17 protein-coding genes are annotated in these 18,950 nt (G+C 45.5%); 12 read left to right on the top strand and 5 right to left on the bottom strand.

The window, feature by feature from the left end; translation table 11 throughout:
• Window positions 1-11: 11 nt before the first annotated feature.
• On the bottom strand, window positions 12-1,025 hold the full coding sequence (locus ACE3MZ_RS12685) for a cytochrome d ubiquinol oxidase subunit II (RefSeq protein ID WP_411342531.1): 1,014 nt from the start codon (window positions 1,023-1,025) through the stop codon (window positions 12-14).
• A complete protein-coding gene (locus ACE3MZ_RS12680; RefSeq protein ID WP_411342530.1) occupies window positions 1,022-2,389 on the bottom strand; it encodes a cytochrome ubiquinol oxidase subunit I in 1,368 nt (455 codons plus the stop codon). The genes ACE3MZ_RS12685 and ACE3MZ_RS12680 overlap by 4 nt, the downstream gene beginning before the upstream one ends.
• Window positions 2,390-2,682: 293 nt before the next feature.
• Between ACE3MZ_RS12680 and ACE3MZ_RS12675 the strand changes: the two genes are divergently transcribed.
• Window positions 2,683-2,982 carry a hypothetical protein gene (locus tag ACE3MZ_RS12675; protein ID WP_411342529.1) on the top strand — a complete coding sequence of 100 codons (300 nt, stop codon included), beginning with the start codon at window positions 2,683-2,685 and terminating at the stop codon, window positions 2,980-2,982.
• 195 nt (window positions 2,983-3,177) lie between these two features.
• Here ACE3MZ_RS12675 and ACE3MZ_RS12670 read toward each other — a convergent pair whose 3' ends face one another.
• Both ACE3MZ_RS12670 and ACE3MZ_RS12665 read right to left on the bottom strand, forming a co-directional pair.
• A complete protein-coding gene (locus ACE3MZ_RS12670) occupies window positions 3,178-4,302 on the bottom strand; it encodes a hypothetical protein (protein ID WP_411342528.1) in 1,125 nt (374 codons plus the stop codon).
• 53 nt (window positions 4,303-4,355) lie between these two features.
• Window positions 4,356-5,552 (bottom strand): M20 family metallopeptidase, encoded by a 1,197-nt coding sequence (locus tag ACE3MZ_RS12665; protein WP_411342527.1) that lies wholly within the window; start codon window positions 5,550-5,552, stop codon window positions 4,356-4,358.
• Window positions 5,553-6,024: 472 nt separating this feature from the next.
• Here ACE3MZ_RS12665 and ACE3MZ_RS12660 point away from each other — a divergent pair, with 472 nt between their 5' ends.
• The 11 genes from ACE3MZ_RS12660 (at window position 6,025) to ACE3MZ_RS12610 (ending at window position 17,708) form a co-directional block, all read left to right on the top strand.
• On the top strand, window positions 6,025-7,482 hold the full coding sequence (locus ACE3MZ_RS12660; RefSeq protein WP_411342526.1) for an ABC transporter substrate-binding protein/permease: 1,458 nt from the start codon (window positions 6,025-6,027) through the stop codon (window positions 7,480-7,482).
• Window positions 7,469-8,191, top strand: a complete 723-nt coding sequence (locus tag ACE3MZ_RS12655; RefSeq protein WP_411342525.1) for an amino acid ABC transporter ATP-binding protein — start codon at window positions 7,469-7,471, stop codon at window positions 8,189-8,191. Before ACE3MZ_RS12660 ends, ACE3MZ_RS12655 begins: the two co-directional genes overlap by 14 nt.
• Window positions 8,192-8,452: 261 nt before the next feature.
• Window positions 8,453-9,481 (top strand): NADH:flavin oxidoreductase/NADH oxidase, encoded by a 1,029-nt coding sequence (locus ACE3MZ_RS12650; protein ID WP_411342524.1) that lies wholly within the window; start codon window positions 8,453-8,455, stop codon window positions 9,479-9,481.
• Between the two features lie 281 nt (window positions 9,482-9,762).
• The gene (locus tag ACE3MZ_RS12645; RefSeq protein WP_411346784.1) at window positions 9,763-11,448 is read left to right on the top strand and encodes a copper amine oxidase N-terminal domain-containing protein; all 1,686 of its coding nucleotides are present in this window, start codon (window positions 9,763-9,765) and stop codon (window positions 11,446-11,448) included.
• 600 nt (window positions 11,449-12,048) lie between these two features.
• A complete protein-coding gene (locus tag ACE3MZ_RS12640; protein WP_411342523.1) occupies window positions 12,049-12,717 on the top strand; it encodes a PspA/IM30 family protein in 669 nt (222 codons plus the stop codon).
• 133 nt (window positions 12,718-12,850) lie between these two features.
• A complete protein-coding gene (locus ACE3MZ_RS12635) occupies window positions 12,851-13,255 on the top strand; it encodes a DUF350 domain-containing protein (RefSeq protein ID WP_411342522.1) in 405 nt (134 codons plus the stop codon).
• Window positions 13,256-13,330: 75 nt separating this feature from the next.
• On the top strand, window positions 13,331-13,846 hold the full coding sequence (locus ACE3MZ_RS12630; RefSeq protein ID WP_411342521.1) for a DUF4178 domain-containing protein: 516 nt from the start codon (window positions 13,331-13,333) through the stop codon (window positions 13,844-13,846).
• Window positions 13,847-13,858: 12 nt separating this feature from the next.
• Window positions 13,859-14,620 carry a DUF4247 domain-containing protein gene (locus tag ACE3MZ_RS12625; RefSeq protein WP_411342520.1) on the top strand — a complete coding sequence of 254 codons (762 nt, stop codon included), beginning with the start codon at window positions 13,859-13,861 and terminating at the stop codon, window positions 14,618-14,620.
• 622 nt (window positions 14,621-15,242) lie between these two features.
• Complete coding sequence (glp, locus tag ACE3MZ_RS12620; RefSeq protein ID WP_411342519.1) at window positions 15,243-16,541, top strand: gephyrin-like molybdotransferase Glp; 1,299 nt, start codon at window positions 15,243-15,245, stop codon at window positions 16,539-16,541.
• On the top strand, window positions 16,541-17,092 hold the full coding sequence (gene mobB / locus ACE3MZ_RS12615; protein WP_411342518.1) for a molybdopterin-guanine dinucleotide biosynthesis protein B: 552 nt from the start codon (window positions 16,541-16,543) through the stop codon (window positions 17,090-17,092). Before glp ends, mobB begins: the two co-directional genes overlap by 1 nt.
• A gap of 73 nt (window positions 17,093-17,165) precedes the next feature.
• The gene (locus tag ACE3MZ_RS12610) at window positions 17,166-17,708 is read left to right on the top strand and encodes an NADPH-dependent FMN reductase (RefSeq protein WP_411342517.1); all 543 of its coding nucleotides are present in this window, start codon (window positions 17,166-17,168) and stop codon (window positions 17,706-17,708) included.
• A 69-nt stretch (window positions 17,709-17,777) separates the two neighbouring features.
• Here the strand turns inward: ACE3MZ_RS12610 and xerS are convergent, their stop codons facing one another.
• Window positions 17,778-18,860 (bottom strand): tyrosine recombinase XerS, encoded by a 1,083-nt coding sequence (gene xerS, locus ACE3MZ_RS12605; RefSeq protein WP_411342516.1) that lies wholly within the window; start codon window positions 18,858-18,860, stop codon window positions 17,778-17,780.
• Between the last annotated feature and the right edge of the window lie 90 nt (window positions 18,861-18,950).

Raw genomic sequence — 18,950 nt, 5'->3', positions numbered from 1 at the left:
TTCATCCCTCCTCAGCGTTTGCCTTTGACATAATCCGCATCAAAAAGAAATAGTCGGAATACGAGGGCAAGTGACGGAATGAGCAGCAGCAGTCCGCCGATAAAAGCAGCAATCAGCGCAATCCCCATCGCTTCTCCAGTTGCACTACCTTGCACCGTAATATAAGGGTCAAGAATGTACGGATAATGCCCGATGCCGTAAGCAAAAAAGGCACAGCCGAATTGAAGCATCACGCCTATAAATGCCCAGCCATAATGGCGTCCTTTGTACAGTAGCCACAGTACAACTAGAAAACAGAGAACGGATAGACCGAGTAACCACCACAAATTCATCATATTTTGAAAATGACGTTCATTGTGCTGACTCAAATATAGAAATGCTGTAAACGCGGCAATGATGGTCGGAGTACTCCAGAATAGCGCGTAGCTGCGCAATAGCTCAAGCGCCGGACGATCATCTGCCCGATGGGCGTAAAAGGATAGAAAACAAGCGCTAATAAACAAAACTGAAGTCAGCGCCAGAGCGACAATGCTCCAAGCAAGCGGACTCGTAAGCAGCTTTACATATTCCAGATGTACAGCACCATTTTGCTCAATAATAAATCCGCCTTCTGACAATACGAGTGCAACTGATAACGATGCTGGAATCAGCAATCCAGTTGCACCGTATAAAAACAGAAAAACGATGTTTTTCTTAGAACCATAATTCTCAAACGCATAGAACGAACCGCGAATCGCCAGCAAAATAATCGCAATGCTGCCCGGCACTAGCAGCGCCGCTCCATAATAGTGAGCAGCATCTGGGAAAAAGCCAATCAGCCCGATAAAGAAAAATACAAAGAATACATTCGTAATCTCCCAGACAGGCGACAGATAGCGAGAAATGAGGCGATTGATCAGATGATCTTTACCCGTTGCCCGCGCATAAAAGGCAAAAAATCCTGCGCCAAAATCAATAGATGCAATTATCAAATATCCGTACAGAAAAATCCACAATACCGAAATGCCGACCATTTCATAACTCATGATGTCAGATCACCTGCTTCCTTGGACAACGTTGCCTCTGCATGTGCCGCCTTTTCTAGCTCGGCTTCTGCGGGATTGTTACGGAACAGTCGACGCAGCACGACAATGCACAATGTGCCGAGAATAATGTATAGCAATAAAAAGACGAAAAAGAGCGGCATAATACTTGGTGAAGTGGTGGCTGCTTCGTCCACACGCATATAACCACGAATGATCCATGGCTGTCGTCCGACTTCAGCATAAAACCAGCCTAGCTCTACCGCGAGAAAAGCAAGCGGTGCACCGAACACAATCGTGCGCAGCATCCAGCGATGATGCTCGTTACGCTTTTTCCAGAATAGGAGTACAAAGAACAGCACAGACACAGCCAGTAACGCAAAGCCGATGCTAACCATAAAATCGAACAAATAATGCACCAGTAGCGGCGGTTGCTCATCGGCAGGAAATTCGTTCAACCCTGTAACTTCGGCATTAAAATCGCTAAATGCCAAAAAGCTGAGTGCTTTTGGTAGATGTAGCGCACCAATCACTTCGCGTTCCGCATTCAACCAGCCGAGAAAGATCAGATCGGCACCTTTTTCAGTCTCAAAATGCCATTCGGCAGCAGCTAGCTTTTCCGGCTGATGCTCTGCGAGAAACTTGGCGGAAACATCGCCTGCAAATGCAGTCAAAAAGCTGAAAAGCAGCAGCACGCTCATCATTAACTTGAGCGCTTTTTGGCTGTATACAGAAGCCCCTTTTTTGAGAATGGAAAATGCGGCGATGGCTGCTAGCAGGGCGGCACCAGTCATATAAGCGGATGTGAGTACGTGAAATACTTTGGATGGTGTTGCTTCATTAAACATCGCTTGCAGCGGATAGATTGCCGTAAATTGTCCATTCTCCAGTACGAATCCGTCCGGTTGATTCATAAAACCGTTGACCGTAGTAATAAAAACAGCAGACATGGCTGCGCCCAGAACAATCGGGATCGTTAATAGCCAGTGAAGATACGGATTGCGGAATCGCTCCCACGTATACAGATAGATGCCTAGAAAAATAGCTTCAAAGAAAAAAGCAAATACTTCCATGAATAGCGGGAGCGCAATCACATTCCCAGCAAGCTGCATAAAGTTAGGCCAAACCAATGCCAATTGCAACGAAATGGCAGTTCCTGTGACCACACCTACGGCAACGGAAATGATAAATCCTCTAGTCCAACGCTTTGCCATTAACGTATAATGCTTGTCTTTTTTGCGAATACCGACTAATTCTGCGATTGAGATCATAAGTGGAATGGCAACGCCAATCGTTGCGAAGATAACATGAAAAGATAAGGTCAGCCCGGTTACCAATCGGCTCCATAATACTGTGTCGATGATCATATGTGATATCCCTTCTTTTAACTACTCTATAATGAGAGTCTTAATGGAGCCTAGCGTACCAATTTTTTTATTAGCGATGTGATATTTAATACAATTTTCAAACAAATAACAAAGATTTAAGTCAATTTAGTGAAAAAATGCACAATAACTCTTTGGAGCTATTGCATTTAGAGGAGTAATTCTGGATAGCTGTATTTAACGACAGAGTTACTGTTTTTGTGTGACTGATTGAATAGAAGTATACTAATATCATAGGAGTCAAGTTTTGAACTGAAAGATAAAGGAGAATCTCAATGCAAAAAATAAGCCATTCCTTCAGCGGTGCCCTTCGAACGTTTTCGTTCTGGATTGCAAATGGGACAGTTGGATTACCATTACTTAACGGTATGGATTACTCATGTATATTTGAAGAACCGAGTGCTTTGGAGCAAGTATATGCGATTTTTGCTAATGTCATCGAGATGGATGAGAATGGCGTAGTTTGTAATGCAAAGCATGCAGAAATGAGAGCAGCGCAGTTCATTCGTAGTTATATTGATGAACAATACAAAGTGGAGCCAGAATTTGAGAATTGGGAAGTAGCACTTTATTAGATAGGATGAGCTTATATTGTGTAGAAAAGGGACCTTCTAAAGTAGATTAACTTTTAAGCAGGTGCATGTATACTTACTATAGTATTGGGAAATATCTCAAGACGACAAAAAGGAAGGTAGCGAATGATGCCACCTTCCTTTTACTTATAATAATTGAATGCTCTATTGCGCTCCACACCAAAATAAAAATTCCAATCACGAACTGCTACTACACGAGCTGCACGAACTTCCGCTGCTGCATGAGCTACTACTACACGAGCTACTGCTGCACGAACTACCGGAATGATCCGAGTGATTCGAATGATGTCCGCCGGAGTGACCCGAATTATAGTCTGAACCGGAAGAACCCGTTCCGCATGCTGAACTGGAGTGCGAGGTCGCTTGGGAATGTTGCTGTTGCACGTCTGTTGGCAAATGGGAATTGATAGATGAACAGAAATCCGCAGGTGGCAAAGCTGAATAGTATACACATGCCGCTGCTGCCGTACCCAGTCCATAATTGTTATCGCTATAATAACTGGATGTGTACGAGCTACTAGAATCAGAACTGCTATTGGGGTTGGCTGTACGATTCCGGTGATCGCCCGGTTTATTACCTTGTAGCACTGCTTGATTATGCGCCTGAAAACGCTGATTCAGATACAAAATCGCCTGCTTGGCTTCCGGGCTATGTTCAAATGTCGCCCGATTGTACGTCCATTGACCCTGCTGATTCGGATGAAACATCAGTAATTCATTAATCGTGGACTTCGATAACGGAAACCGGAAGAGGCTTCCCCACAAATACGAATTGGCGCGCTCCATTGGGAATAGCTCCGCATATGCCCAATCAAATAGCGCTCGTTGATCTGGTAGCGATACTTTGCCACCATGCGGAGAATGATGCAGCATATACCCATAAAATTGCTCACAAAATTGCTGATAATCCCGTGTAAACATCAACATTTCATGCCATACACTATCCACTTTATCGCTAAACATCGGTACTTCACGAAACAGAGCACAGAGCAGCAGATAACGCTTCATCTCAAACCAGCGCCATTCGTACTCATCCCGACTCAATTCTGGATGCTCGGTCAATATGCGCTGGCGCAGCTGATGGTCATAATGATCCGGTAACGATTGCAACAACTTGTGCGCTAACGGTTCGCAAGGATGACCGGGCGGCACTAGATGAGCAGGAGGGGGAGAATGTTTACGGAAAAATCGCTCATCCTGCGCTGCAAGACGACCTTGCTGCTGCGATTTGCTTTTGGATACATTAATGATAATCAAAACGACAACAAATATAACAATAACGACTGTAAATGACGTGGGCATAACGTATAACCTCCATTCATATACACATCAGGAATATAAAATCGATAACAATATTAGAGTACAGCTTGCTTCTGCACACGCTGTTCAAATTCGCGGCGAATCTCTCGTAGCAATTCACTATCGGTCATTACGTCAAACGCCGTTTCTGCCAACACAATTCCGGTGAAAATCATAGCATCCAGCGCTTGCGGTTCCTGCGCGCGATCACGGAAACCAATGCTATGCAGTTCATGCTTTTCGTCCGTTACTTTCATATAAGGATGAATTGCCGGACAGCGTACGGAGACATTACCGAGATCAAGCGAACCTGCATCTTTGCCAGAATGAATTTCGTCTGGGGCAATACCGTTAGCAATCAGGTTGCGGTTAAACGTAGCCGATAGTGTCTGATTCGTAATCAGCTCATCATAGGAATATTCGTAATTAGAAATCTCCACACGGCAACCGGTTTGCAGTGCCGCACCGTGAGCGACGTTTTTTACACGTTCTACCAGCTCATTTGTATACGCACGACTACTTGAACGTACATAAAATTGTGCAGACGCATAATCTGGAATGACATTGGCAGCTACACCGCCATGATTAATAATGCCATGAATCCGTGTATCACTACGCGTTTGTTGTCGCATTGCATTTACGCCGTTAAATAGTTGCAATACCGCATCCAATGCGTTGATACCATGCTGTGGACTAGCTGCCGCATGAGCCGATTTACCAAAATACTCAAATTGTAGCGCATCCATCGCCAGCGAAATTCCCGATTCTTCATACGCATAATACGGATGCGCCATCATCGCAAAATCGCAGTCATCAAACCAGCCTGCTGCTGCCATCGGAACCTTCGCCCCGCGCGTTTCCTCTGCTGGTGTACCATACACGCGAATCGTACCGCCAATCTCATCGAGTACACTTTTTAGCCCAACCGCCGCACAGACACTCATCATACAAATCAGATGATGCCCGCACGCATGCCCAATCTCAGGCAACGCATCATACTCACACATCAACCCGACAACAGGACCCGGCTTTGCTGCCGAATACGTAGCCAAAAACGCCGTCTCAATCCCAAGTGCAGCCCCTTGCACATCAAACCCATGCTCCACCAGCACCTGTTTCAAAGCCGCCGAAGCTTTAAACTCCTCATTGCCCAATTCCGGATTCTGTCCAATATACGTCGATACCGCTTGAAACGCTTCCGCATTCTGCTCAATCGTAGCTCTAATCTGCTGTTTCAGTTGCTCATGACTCATGATGTAATTCTCCTTTGAATCAAATATGTAAAGATGTATCTGCTAACAGTATAGCATGATGGCGGAATCAAGTGTGTTGCAAACGAATTTCAGTTTGGAACAAGCTGGTTTACTTTGCACTACAGTAAAGAAAGCTTGAAAATAAACTAGATACATTCAAAGATACTTGATTGCACTAGCGGAGGAAAAGGAATTGGGGAAAAGAACGACTTTGGAGGTGCGAGAATCTTCATTTACTCCTAATCCAAAAGATTCTCGTGCCTCCACCCGAGTTCGTTCCCCAATCCTTTTCCGCAGCGGTTGTACTCACAACTAACCTATTTTAAATTGCTATAGCGTCCCAATTTATTCCCACTCATGTATACAAAACCATTGAATAATCATACAATTTCATTTATAATAACCCGGTTGACTCCAAAGTCACATAGGAACAAGCACCATCCACATCATAGGACGTAAAGGAGATAGAAGGTTGAAAGCACTAAAACCATGGCTTGCATGTACACTCAGCATGCTGATGCTGTTTTTTATGATTGTACCTCTGGCATCTGCCTCAGAAGGTTCCGGCAAAAAGATTATTGTCGGCTTGAGCGCGGATTTTGCACCGTATGAGTTTCGCAAAAATATCGACGGTGAAGATCAGATCGTCGGTTCTGATGTAGAGATTGCCAAGCGCATCGCCGCAGATATGGGCGCGCAGCTGGAAATTCAAGACATTCCGTTTGACAGTTTGCTACCTGCTTTGGACAGCGGACGGATCGATATGATCATTTCCGGTATGACGCCAACAGCGGAACGCCGTAAAAATGTCGATTTCTCAGATTCCTACTATATTTCGCGTCAGGTTATCATGACCCGTGCGGAAGATAAAGACAAATACGCTACGCTGGACAGCCTGAAAGGTGTATCCATCGGCGTACAAAAAGGTTCGATCCAAGAAGGCATCGCCAAAGATATCGAAGGTGCCAAGTTGACTTCAGTTGACCGCATTTCTGATATCGTACTGCAATTGCAATCCGGTCGTGTAGATGCAGCAGTTATGGAAGGACCTGTAGCAGAAGGTCAGGTTGCCAATAGTGGTGATCTGGCTATTACAGCAGCGACTATTCCAGATAGTGATACCGAGATGGCGATTGCTGTAGAAAAAGGCAATACTGAGTTATTGAGCCAGATCAACGGTACACTGGCTGAATTAAAGAAGACAGACGAGGTTTCCAAGTTCGTGCAGGACGCAACTGCCCTGAATTCAGATGAGCAGAAAGCTTCGTCCAACATCTTCAATATTTTCTGGGATTATCGCCATTATTATGCCAAAGGCGTGCAGTATACACTGTTGCTCTCCGCACTGGGCGTACTGTTCGGTTTTGTAATCGGTCTGATTGTAGCGCTCATGCGCTTGTCGAACGTAGGTATTCTACGTTGGATCGCGATGACGTATATTGAGATTTTGCGTGGTACACCGATGCTGGTGCAATTGCTGATCATCCATTATGGGATTGCGCAAACGTTCCATATTGAATTCAGCGTATTGCAATCTGGTATTATTACGCTATCGATCAATAGCTCTGCTTATTTGGCAGAGATTTTCCGAGCTGGTATTCAAGGTGTGGATCGTGGACAGTCCGAAGCGGCACGTTCGCTTGGTATGTCGTATGGTGCAACATTGCGCCACATTATTATCCCGCAAGCAGTCAAAAGTGTATTGCCAGCAATCGGTAATGAGTTTATCGTCATTATCAAGGAATCATCGATTGTTTCCTTTATCGGGGTCGCCGATCTGATGTTCCAAGCGCAAGCAGTACGCAGTATTACGTATTCCGCATTAAATCCGTTGCTGATTGCAGCAGCCATTTACTTTGTCATGACATTTGTATTGTCGAAATTGCTGGGCATCTTGGAAAGGAGATGGAGTGTAAGTGATCGACGTTAAAGGTCTACAAAAGTCTTTTGGCAAAAATCAGGTGCTCACCGGCATCGATATCGAGATTGCACAGGGCGAAGTTGTCGTTGTAATTGGTCCAAGTGGCTCGGGGAAAAGTACATTTTTGCGTTGTCTGAATCTGCTGGAGCAGCCGACAGGCGGCGAGATTTATTTTGAAAATGAACTGATTACTGCCCGCAAGTACGATATCGACAGTGCTCGCAAAAATATGGGCATGGTGTTCCAGCACTTCAATCTGTTTCCGCACAAAACGGTACTGCAAAACCTGACGATTGCACCGATCAAAGTGAAAAAGCTCGACAAAGCAGCAGCCGAGAAGATCGCTCTTGATCTGCTGCAAACCGTCGGTCTGTCTGACAAAAAAGACAGCTATCCGAATCAGCTGTCCGGGGGTCAGAAGCAGCGTATTGCGATTGCTCGCGCACTGGCAATGCAGCCGCATGTGATGCTGTTTGACGAGCCGACATCCGCACTCGACCCAGAGATGGTTGGCGAAGTGCTGGAAGTTATGAAAAAACTCGCTCAGCAGGGCATGACGATGGTCATTGTCACGCATGAGATGGGCTTCGCACGTGAAGTTGGCGACCGTATCATCTTCATGGATGGCGGGCAAATTGTGGAGCAGGGCACACCGGAGCAGGTCTTCGGCGCACCTTCACATCCACGTACTCAGGACTTCCTCAGCAAAGTATTGTAAAAGATTGCCTATCATGGCGATTCACTATTGAACAACCGCAAAGCATACGATGATTTATCCAAATGAGGGTAAATGATCGTATGCTTTTTTTGTATAACGTATTACAGGTTCTCGTAAATTGTTATTATTAGTAATATAGTATATAATGATTACCGATAATGCCGATTCGAATGGAATCCTTTATTTGATATTGTTTATATATTGTAAAAGGATAATCTTCTATTGTACTATCAGTTATTTTACTTATTGGAGGAATGTACTGTGGCGAAGTTGTTTACACCTTACAAACTAAAAAACCTAGAGCTGAAAAATCGTGTGGTTTTGCCACCGATGTGTCAGTACTCCGTGCATACCAAAGACGGAATGCCCAACGAATGGCATAACGTTCACTATATTAGCCGCGCTGTTGGCGGCACTGGTCTGATCATTGTAGAAATGACGGCGGTTCATCCAGATGGACGCATTACCGACGAAGATACTGGAATCTGGTCGGATGAATTTATCCCGGCATGGCGCCATATTGTCGATCAAGTTCATAGTTATGGCAGCAAAATTGGTATTCAGCTCGGTCACGCTGGGCGCAAAGCAGAAGATGCCAATCCGCCGGTTGCGCCATCTGCGATTGCGTACGATGGAGAAGGTTACAAGGAGCCACACGCGCTGTCTACAGCAGAGGTCGAAGAACTGATTCAGGCATATGGTGATGCTGCACGCCGTGCTGTAGAAGCGGGCTTTGACACTGTAGAGATTCATGGAGCGCATGGTTATCTGGTGCATCAGTTCCATTCTCCACTTGTGAACACGCGCGATGATGAGTACGGCAAAGATCTGCCATTGTTTGGAGAAAAAGTCGTTCAAGCCGTTCGAAAAGCAGTACCGGACGATATGGCAGTATTAATGAGAGTATCGGCACGCGAATATGTAGATCATGGGTATAGCGTGAACGAGATTGAAGACACATGTCGTCGTTACCGCGATGCTGGAGTTGATATGTTACATGTATCTTCCGGTGGAGAAGGCCCGGTTGGAGCAGGTGGCATGAAGGTCGGCCCTGCATATCAAGCGGAAATGGCTGCACAATTGAAACGTGCACTGAATATTCCTGTCATTGCCGTTGGCTTATTGGATGAGTACGAAGATGCTGAGCGCGTACTAGAGCAAGATCAGGCTGATCTGGTTGCGATTGGACGTGCAATGCTGCGCGATCCATATTGGCCTGTCCATGCAGCCAAAGCTTTGCAAGTGGAAGCGGATGTTCCTGTTCCATACTTGCGTGGCTATCGCAAATAATCGTTTCACGCAATTGTACAATCGAAGAACGCCATTTTCCGAAATGTAACTTTGGAAAATGGCGTTTTTGCTATATTAAAAATGACAAAGTTGAAATAAATGTAGATGTATATTTGTCACCTGCAAGCCGCACGGTGCTTGGATTTGTGGCAAAATAGTGCAGCTACTTTTAACCATTTTGAAATAATTTTTTGCAAAGATGTGATCCAAATGGAAACCATCCGCGTTGATAGGGATAGGAACAGTCAACAACAATCATTTTTGCAAAGGAGTTTTTAATGATGAAGATGAAAAAAATAATTGCACCTGTTTTGACGTTATCTCTGCTTGTGCCGACTACTGGTGCTTTTGCGGCAGACATGAATTCCACTACTACAACAGCACCAACAGTAAGCACCAAAGCAGCGGAATTACGTGCAGGTCTGGATTATCTTTTATCCGAGCACTTTAAACTGGCTGTTGAAGCAATGACCAAAGCATATGAAGGCGCGCCTGATGCAGCCGAAGCTTACAAAGCACTCGACCAGAATGCGGTCGATATGGGACCTGCTATCGAATCTCTGTACGGCAAACAAGGAGCTGACGAGTTCGAGCGTATCTTCCGTGCTCATAACCAATACACTGATGAACTGGTAAAAGCAACAAAAGCGAATGATCAGACAGCTGTGAAAGCAGCCGAAGCGAAAGTTCAAACGTTTGTCGATGAATTCTCCGCTTTCCTGGCAACAGCAACCGAAAATAAACTGCCTGAAGATGCAGCAGCCAAAGCTATTCGCCTGCATGAAGATGAAGTACAAGATGTATTTGAAAAATACGTAGCTGGCGATTACAGCGGTGCGTATACAGAATATCGTGAAGGTCTGAACACGATGTTTACTATCAGTAAAGCATTGTCCGGTGCTATCGTAGCGCAAAAACCAGCAATGTTTGACAACACGAGCGTTGATACACCAGCCGCTGATCTGCGTTCTGCATTGAACCATCTGGCAGCTGAGCACTTTGCACTGTCCACACTGCAAATGAAAGAGCAGTATGATGGTAAATCTGCTGCTTCTGATGCACTGATTGCCGCTGAAGCAGGCAACACAAACGATTTCAAAGCAGCGATTGCATCTATCTATGGCAATGCAGGTGCTGATCAATTCGAACAAATCTGGGTAACCAATCACATTAAAGCACAAAGCGACTATGTAGATGCCCTGAAAAAGAATGATCAAGCAGCATTGACAGCAGTGAAAGATCGCATCACTACATTTACAAAAGACTTCGCTAGCTTCTTAGGTACAGCTACAGCCAACAACCTGCCAGCTAGCGCAGCCCAAAATGCACTGATGACACACGAAGATCAAGTACAAGCTGTCATTGATAAATATGCAAGCAAAGACTATGCTGGTTCTTACACTGCCGACCGTGAAGGCTACAAAACAATGTTCGGTATCGGTGAAGCACTGGGTGGCGCAATTGTAAAACAATACCCTGACAAATTTGCAACAGCTTCTGCACCAGCAGAGCAACCGCAAACAACGACACCAGCACCAACTCCGACAACACCAAGCACATCTACACCATCGACTTCGACTTCTGACGATATGATGATCTGGATGAAGCTGAACAGCAAAACGCTGAAAATCGATGGTAAAACAACGATGATGGATACTGCTCCAATGGTTATGAATGGCACTACGTATATTCCACTGCGCTATTTGGGCGAAGGAATCGGTGCGAAAGTAACTTGGAACAAAGCAGCTAACGAAGTAACTGTAACTGCTGGTTCCGATACTATGAAATTCTGGATTGGCAAAGATACAGTCGTAGTAAATGGTCAAACCAAAAAACTGTCCGCAACAGCAATGGTGAACAGCGATGGTCGTACGGTTGTACCACTGCGCTCGATCACTGAACTGCTTGGCTGGGATGTAGAATGGAGCGACAACAACAGCTCGATCACACTGACCAAATCGATGTAATACAGCAATAATCTGTTTGTAACAACACGTTAAAATCCAATCACTCGCCCTTCGTCCCGGCGACGTGGTTGACTACAAACCATCCAACCCCTTCTGAATGAACAGATACCCCTTATCGGTGGCTCCCCAACCACTGATGAGGGGTATTTATGTGTCATGATCTATGTTATCGATAAGTATGACAAAGTTAAAATGAATAGATGACTGAAATGATCTTCTTGCGCATTTGTGCAAATATGCCATTTTACATGCTTGAATATAGACTATAGTCCTAATATACGCTAAAATGAAGGTGTCGAGAATCAAAGGCATATCTGTTTGGGTAATTATTTATTACCTCTTAATGGAAAACATGTGTTTCCAGAGCGAGCTTTAATGATGATAGAGCGATCTGGATATTCATGGAACATAGTTGTACATACTCTATGCCGTCCGTTCGTTCTACCAATCGATAGGGTGCTGGCACACCTGAGAATTGAAGCTGAAACCATATGTATGTTTCTCCGTATTAACCTGCATAACAAACAACCGGGTGTGCATGACCGGGGTTTTGTGTTAGGCATTGCGCATTTTAAATAATCAAGTGGAGGGAACAAAGTTATGTCTATTTTCAAACGTTTGCGTGATCTTACGCTGTCCAATGTGTACGCCCTGATCGAAAAGGCAGAAGACCCGATCAAAATGACAGATCAGTATATTCGCGACATGGCAGCCGATCTGGAAGATGCGGAAAAAGCAGTCGCTTCACAAATTGCTATTGAGAAGCGTTTTAAGCAATTGTACGAAGAACAGGATGCACTAGTGAAAAAACGTGAAGAGCAAGCGCATGTTGCTGCTCAAGCACAAAACATTGATCTCGCTCGTCGTGCGCTGGAAGAAAAGAAAAGCGCCGAAGCGAAGCGTGACGAATACAAAGCTAATTTTGACCAAAACAAAGCGGCAGCTGACAATCTGCGTGGCAAATTGGAAGAGATGCGCAAGCAGCTCAATGAGATGAAGAACAAGCGCGAAACTTTGGTTGCTCGCTATAACGCAGCGAAGGCACAAACCGAGATCAACAAAACGATGAATGGCTTCAGTGCCGATTCAGCCGCTTCCGGTATGAAGCGCATGGAAGACAAAATGCTGCAAATGGAAGCACGCGCCGAAGCAAGCAACGAGATGAACACCAAAGGCAAATCGCTGGACGACGAAATCGAAGCACTTGGCACGAACAAGGAGATCGAGGACGAACTGTCTGCGCTGATGAAGCAATACGAAAAGCAATAATTGTATCCTCATGATGCGGATAACGAACGAAGGCAAGAACGATAACGGTTCTTCCTTCGTTTTTGTTTGGCTATTTTAATTAGATGGACAGTAACATGGAATTGATTCTAAATTGTTGGAGGCTGGAAACTGCATGAATTGGGATATTATACTGCAAATTCTCGTATGGACTGGTGTAGGTGCTGTACTGTTATGTGTGCTCATGTATCTGGATTCTTTTTTTACGAAATACAAGGACATTGCCGAGATCAAGGCAGGCAATACAGCGGTAGCCATTCGACTGGTGATGAAGCTGTTCGCACAAGGTTACATTTTATCGGTATCGATTAATACGTCGTGGAGTCTGTGGGAAGCAGTGCTTGTATCGATCGTATCGTTTGTGATCTTGCTCGTGTTGGAACAGCTCGCACGATTACTACTTAAGAAAATTGCTGGCTTGGATCTGGATGAAGGTACACGTCAAGGTATGATCGGACATGGATTGCTTGGTGGCGCGCTGCAACTAGTTGGCGCATTTATCATTTCCGCTTCGCTGTAAATGAACACGTATGTTACGAATCTGAAGGAAACGATATCAATTGATAGTACCAAAGATAGAGAGGAAGGCATAATTATGGGATTGTGGAAACGAATTAGCAATCTGATCTCCAAACCAGAAGCACCGCGTCCAGATAAAGGGCCGCTGGATTTGCGTGCTGGTGATATATGCGAGGTGTCGCTGATTACATACGAAGTGGTCGGCACTGCGCGTAATGCGGCGCGTAACGCGGTCATGCTAACGCTGCAAGATGGCTCGAACATTGTATATCTGCATGTGGAATCGCGGGAACAACTGCGTTATGCACTGTATACACCAATTGATGGTGGATTGGAGAATCCGAATGAAGTGCCAACTCATATTGAGATGGATGGCACTGATTATTATTTGGATGAGCAATATAGTGGGACGGTGTTATCTACTGGGCGTACACCTGTATTGCCGGGAGCAGCCAACGGTGATCAGCATGTGTGGCAGCATCAATCGGATGACCACAAGCTGTTGCGCATTGAATGGCAGGGTGGGCGTTTTACTCTGTATGAAGGCGAATATGTACTGAATGGCGATGTTTCGGTCATCCGGGCCAATTAGGAGCGAATGTATATGAAACAACGATCATCTTTTACAATAAAACTGATTCTGATCGTCAGTCTGGTTGCATCGCTACTGTCAGGCTGTGGATTTGGCAGCTCGAAGATCAACTACCCGCTAGAATCGGTTAGTCGCAATGGTAATTCTACTTCGTATGTATATCGTGCTGCCAATCAGACGGTGCCGGTAGTGGCGGAGCAATTGTCTGATCAACGCACGCCTGAAAATATGTCAGTGCAAGACCCGGAGCGTATGTTCCTGGTCTATAACGATGAACTGATTCAGGTGCAGCGTGATCCGGCGAAAACAGAAGATACATTGATTGAGGTCGATTCCACCGAATATGTACGACAAAATTACAACTCTAGCTTTTTGCAGGGGTATTTGACGGCATCGCTGCTTCAGCAATTGTTCGGCGGTAGCAGTTATGGTGGTTACGGAGGATATGGCGGCGGTACATACCGAGGATATACAAGTCAGAACACCTATCCGCCGAAGACGCAGTATACCAAGCCATCTGCACAGGATATGAAGCAGGCTCCGCCGCTGACGGTGGATAAATCCGGTTCTATTTTCAAACGAGGCAATACATCCGGATCGAAGCGTTCTACGTATGGAAGTGATGTCTCCAATCGCGGTTCGCCATCTTCTAGCGGCACGATCAATCGCGGCAGCAGCTCGTCCAACAAAAGCGGGGGGTTCTTCTCCTCACGCAGCAGTTCGCCCAAATCCAGCTTCGGCTCCGGTAAAGTTCGTAAACGCGGACGAAGATAGAACGGTAAAATGAATTGCATTTGGCAACATCCAAGCAGGAATCTACATTGGTGATACGTAGATTCCTGCTTTTGTTTGTAGATAAAGAGCTGGCTCAACCAACCAACCAACCAACCAACCAACCAACCAACCAACCAACCAACCAACCAACCAACCAACCAACCAACCAACCAACCAACCATATTGTTAGTCGAGGAGGGATTTGTTCTATTTTGTTAATATTAAAAATCAACATATGAAAAATTCATAATAGAAAATATAATATTCTATGCTACTTCAACCGCGAACCCAACATTTCCAGTTCTAACATACATACAATACGTAGAAAACGTAAATCGTCATTTTATAACAATCCCCGCTACTTTTTATAGTAAGATACAGCAACGTATGCAAACTCAATAACCATCTTCGACATACAACGCCCTGCCGACCTTTGCATGTACGTTCATTACAGGTTGACTTGCATGTCTACCATAGTTGAGTTATAAATGAGACTACGATACCAGGACAGAAATATGTACCTGGCATGTTTACCATTTGATTTTATCATCAAGTTTGCATAATCAAGTGAATCTTGTAATGAAGTGATTGTATATATATTTATTTTGGAGGGACTATACTTATGACAGCACAACCCGAATCAGAGCAAAATAGTGCAATACCAGCTCAGCTGGATCCTGCCAAATTTTATCGTAAACCGATTACACCCACAGCGGCTCAACAGAAGATTGCCGCTTATGTCCAACCTTCTGCAATTGAACAGATTCCATTGCATGCAGCTGGCGGACGTTTTCTGGCACAAACGGTCACAGCACCTCATCCTTATCCGCATTTTCGTCGTTCCGGCATGGACGGTTATGCACTATTATCTGCTGATCTGGAGCAAGCATCTAGTGATCAGATGATCTGGCTCAAAGTAGTTGATAATATTCCGTGTGGGTATACGCCATCTGTACATATTACGTCCGGTCATGCTTCACGCATTATGACAGGCGCAATGGTGCCGGATGGTGCGGACGTGGTCGTAATGCTGGAAATGACCGAGCAACGGATAGAAGACGGAGAGACCTTTGTCGGTATCAAGCGTCAGGTGGAGAGTGGACGTAATATTACGCCGATCGGTTTGGAAGTTCAGCAGGGCGATGTGCTACTTGAGCAAGGCAGAGCAATTGGAGCAGGGGAGATTAGTGTACTGGCGACCTTTGGCGTACATACGGTCACGGTATATCGTCGTCCACAGGTAGCGGTATTTTCCACAGGTACGGAATTGCTTAGTGTGGAGGACGAGATTGAACCGGGCAAAATCCGCAATAGCAACTCGCTTATGCTCGCTGAGCAAATTACTGCCGCAGGTGGTGAGCCGCATCTGCTGGGAGCTGTCGAAGACGATCTGGAACTGGCACGTGGCATGATGCTGAATGCACTGGAAACGTATGATCTGGTCGTATCCAGCGGTGGTGTCTCGGTTGGAGATTACGATATTATGGGTGACCTTGTACGCAGTGATGATGTAGAGATGCTGTTTAACAAAATCTCAATGCGTCCGGGCAGCGTAACGACTGGTGCAGTCAAGGATGGCAAGCTGTTGTTCGCATTGTCTGGTAATCCGGGTGCTTGTTTTGTCGGTTGTGAATTACTTGTCCGTCCAACCATTCGTCAAATGATGGGCAGTCAGGACAGTTATTTGCCAGAGTGGCAAGCAGAGCTGGGACGTGACTATGTGAAGATTAACAGCTTTACCCGCTATGTACGCGGACGGCTGGAAGCGCACGATGGCAAGCTGATCGCTTATCCCGCATTGCTGGATGAGTCGAATGTGATGGTGACGATCAAGGATAGCGATTGCCTAATCGTCATTCCACCAACGAGTGAAACATTGCCTGCTGGCACCAGTGTCAGTGTGCTGAGGTTGGTACGCTAATGAGCGGTAATCAGCAGAACACGTCCATCCCGGTTATTCAGATCGTCGGTTACAAAAATGCTGGCAAAACAACACTCATCACTTCATTACTCTCATTATGGGCAGCGGCAGGCAAACGGGTAGCAGTCATCAAGCATGATGCGCATAATTTTCAAATGGATCATGAAGGTACCGATACATTTGCCCATACAGAAGCGGGTGCGGCGGCGGTAGCAATCACTTCGCCGTCTCGTACTGCAATTCTATATGGGCAATCGACACCCTTGGATGAGTTGATTCACCAACTGGCACAAACCGGCAAGCCCCCGTATGATCTGATTATCGTGGAAGGCTTTAAAATGGAAAGTTATCCGAAGGTGGTCATTGTTGCAGATGAAGCAGGGCTGGAATTAGTAGAGCAGGTGACTGCGCTGCACTGGATCTATGCACGTCTACAACCAGAGATCGTCGCTGCCCATTTTTCAAATTTGAAGCAAACACCTATTATTCCATGCGGAAAAGATGGTATTATGGAATTGTTCACGTTATTGAATGCTTACATAGAATCCTGATTTCCCGCATTACCTAAGGATGAACAAGCGCATGTGAACAAATAGAGATGATAGAACGTAGGAGGAGATTAATATGGTAAAAGTAACACTCATCGCAGGAAGCACGCGCCCGGAAGCATCCACCACCCGGCTGTGTGAATATATTGCTCGTCTGTTAAAAGAGCAAGGGCATGAAGCAGAAGTATTTGATCTGCAACAGCATCCATTGCCGTTGTACGGTCCGGGCGAAGCGTACGGTCATGAGGAAGTACTGAAGCTGTCCGCTGCTGCCAAAGGCGCGGATGCACTCGTGCTTGCAACACCGGAGTATCACGGTTCCCTATCCGGTGTTCTGAAAAATGCACTCGATTTCCTCAACAGCGAGTCCTTTAATAACAAAGTAGTACTAGCTGCTAACTCCGCAGGTGGTCAGGTTGGTACAGCTTCGCTGCTGCATCTGCAAACGATCGTGCGCAATCTGCACGGCATCAACTGCCCGGAATGGATATCCATTGGCGGCGCACAGCGTGAGTTTGATCAGGACGGTAATCCGGCGGACGAAGGTGTGGAGCTTCGTATTCGTACAGCAGTCGCTTCGTTTATCGAGCTGGCGGTTAAACTGACAAACGAGAAGTAACAATCATCTAATGATTGGTATGACAAATACCGTCCTGCGCTTCCAGATGGAGAGTAGGACGGTATTACTTTATTGATCATTGCGACGTTCAATCGCCTCAGACATCGTTTTATCGGTCAGATGCGCATAGATCTCCGTTGTTTCTGTTGAAGCGTGACCAAGCTGCTCTTTGGTCTTATAAATATCATTTTGCAAATAATAATCAGTGGCAAAGGAATGCCGCAGCTTATGAACTGTCAAATAGGGCTTGCCAAAATGCGTGGCGTACTTGATAATCATCGCTTGAATTGCACGCTTGGTCATGCGTTTACCGGAAGATTGTCCATTCGGCTTGGCAACGAATAGTGCTGACTCATTGCGTGGTGTACGGTAACGAGACTCACGCAATTGCAAATACGTATTCAATTCATCGCGCGCCTGCTCACGGAAATACACGGGCGTTTTGAATGTCTCATCATTATTACCTTTACGCGATACATACAGCATCTTCTGATTAAGATCCAGATCATTCATATTCAAATTCACAACCTCGGACACGCGTAACCCGGAGTTTAGAATGAGACTGGCAATACAGGCATCGCGTTCTCGGTTCAGCTCATACGAATACAGTGCTTGTTTGTTTTTGGCAATGGTCTCGCGGTGCCCTTCGAGAATGTAGCCGACAAACTCCAGCAGTTCTTCATCCTCCAGAATTTTCCCTTTTAGCTTGGCAGCGGTATCCTTAGGTTTGTGCAGCCGTTTGACTTCGATTTTGGCCATAATATTGCGCTTTAATAAGGGATAAAAGTCATCATCCTCAGCAATTTGGCTTAAATAATGAAATAGCGAGCGCAGGGAGGACAGCTTGCGTGACACGGTGACACGCGCGTTCGTACTCTCAGCACGGGTCGTCAAATGTAGTCGGTAACCTGTCACATCATCCATTCGCAGCGTCTCCAATTCTTGCAATTGAATATTTGTAAATGACGTCGCAGTGGATAATCCTTCGGCAATCAGCCAGCCAAAAAAGGATTCATAATCCCGTATGTATTCCAGCAATGTGGACGGTGACAGATCGGGCAGCTTGTAGCCGATGAACTGTTCTACATACCAAGGCATAGACGGCAACTTCTCATCCAGCTTGCGGCGATCGTTGATTTTCTGTATCGTCATATCGTTGTCTCACCTCATAATTTGATTGTAACACAATGATTTGCTTCCTTGGACATCCACGTTATATAGTAGAAGGAAGGCATGAGACAA

The organism is Paenibacillus sp. WLX1005, assembly GCF_046603685.1.
In the GTDB taxonomy this organism is placed as follows: domain Bacteria; phylum Bacillota; class Bacilli; order Paenibacillales; family Paenibacillaceae; genus Saccharibacillus.
This window is presented reverse-complemented; position numbering and strand designations above follow the sequence as displayed.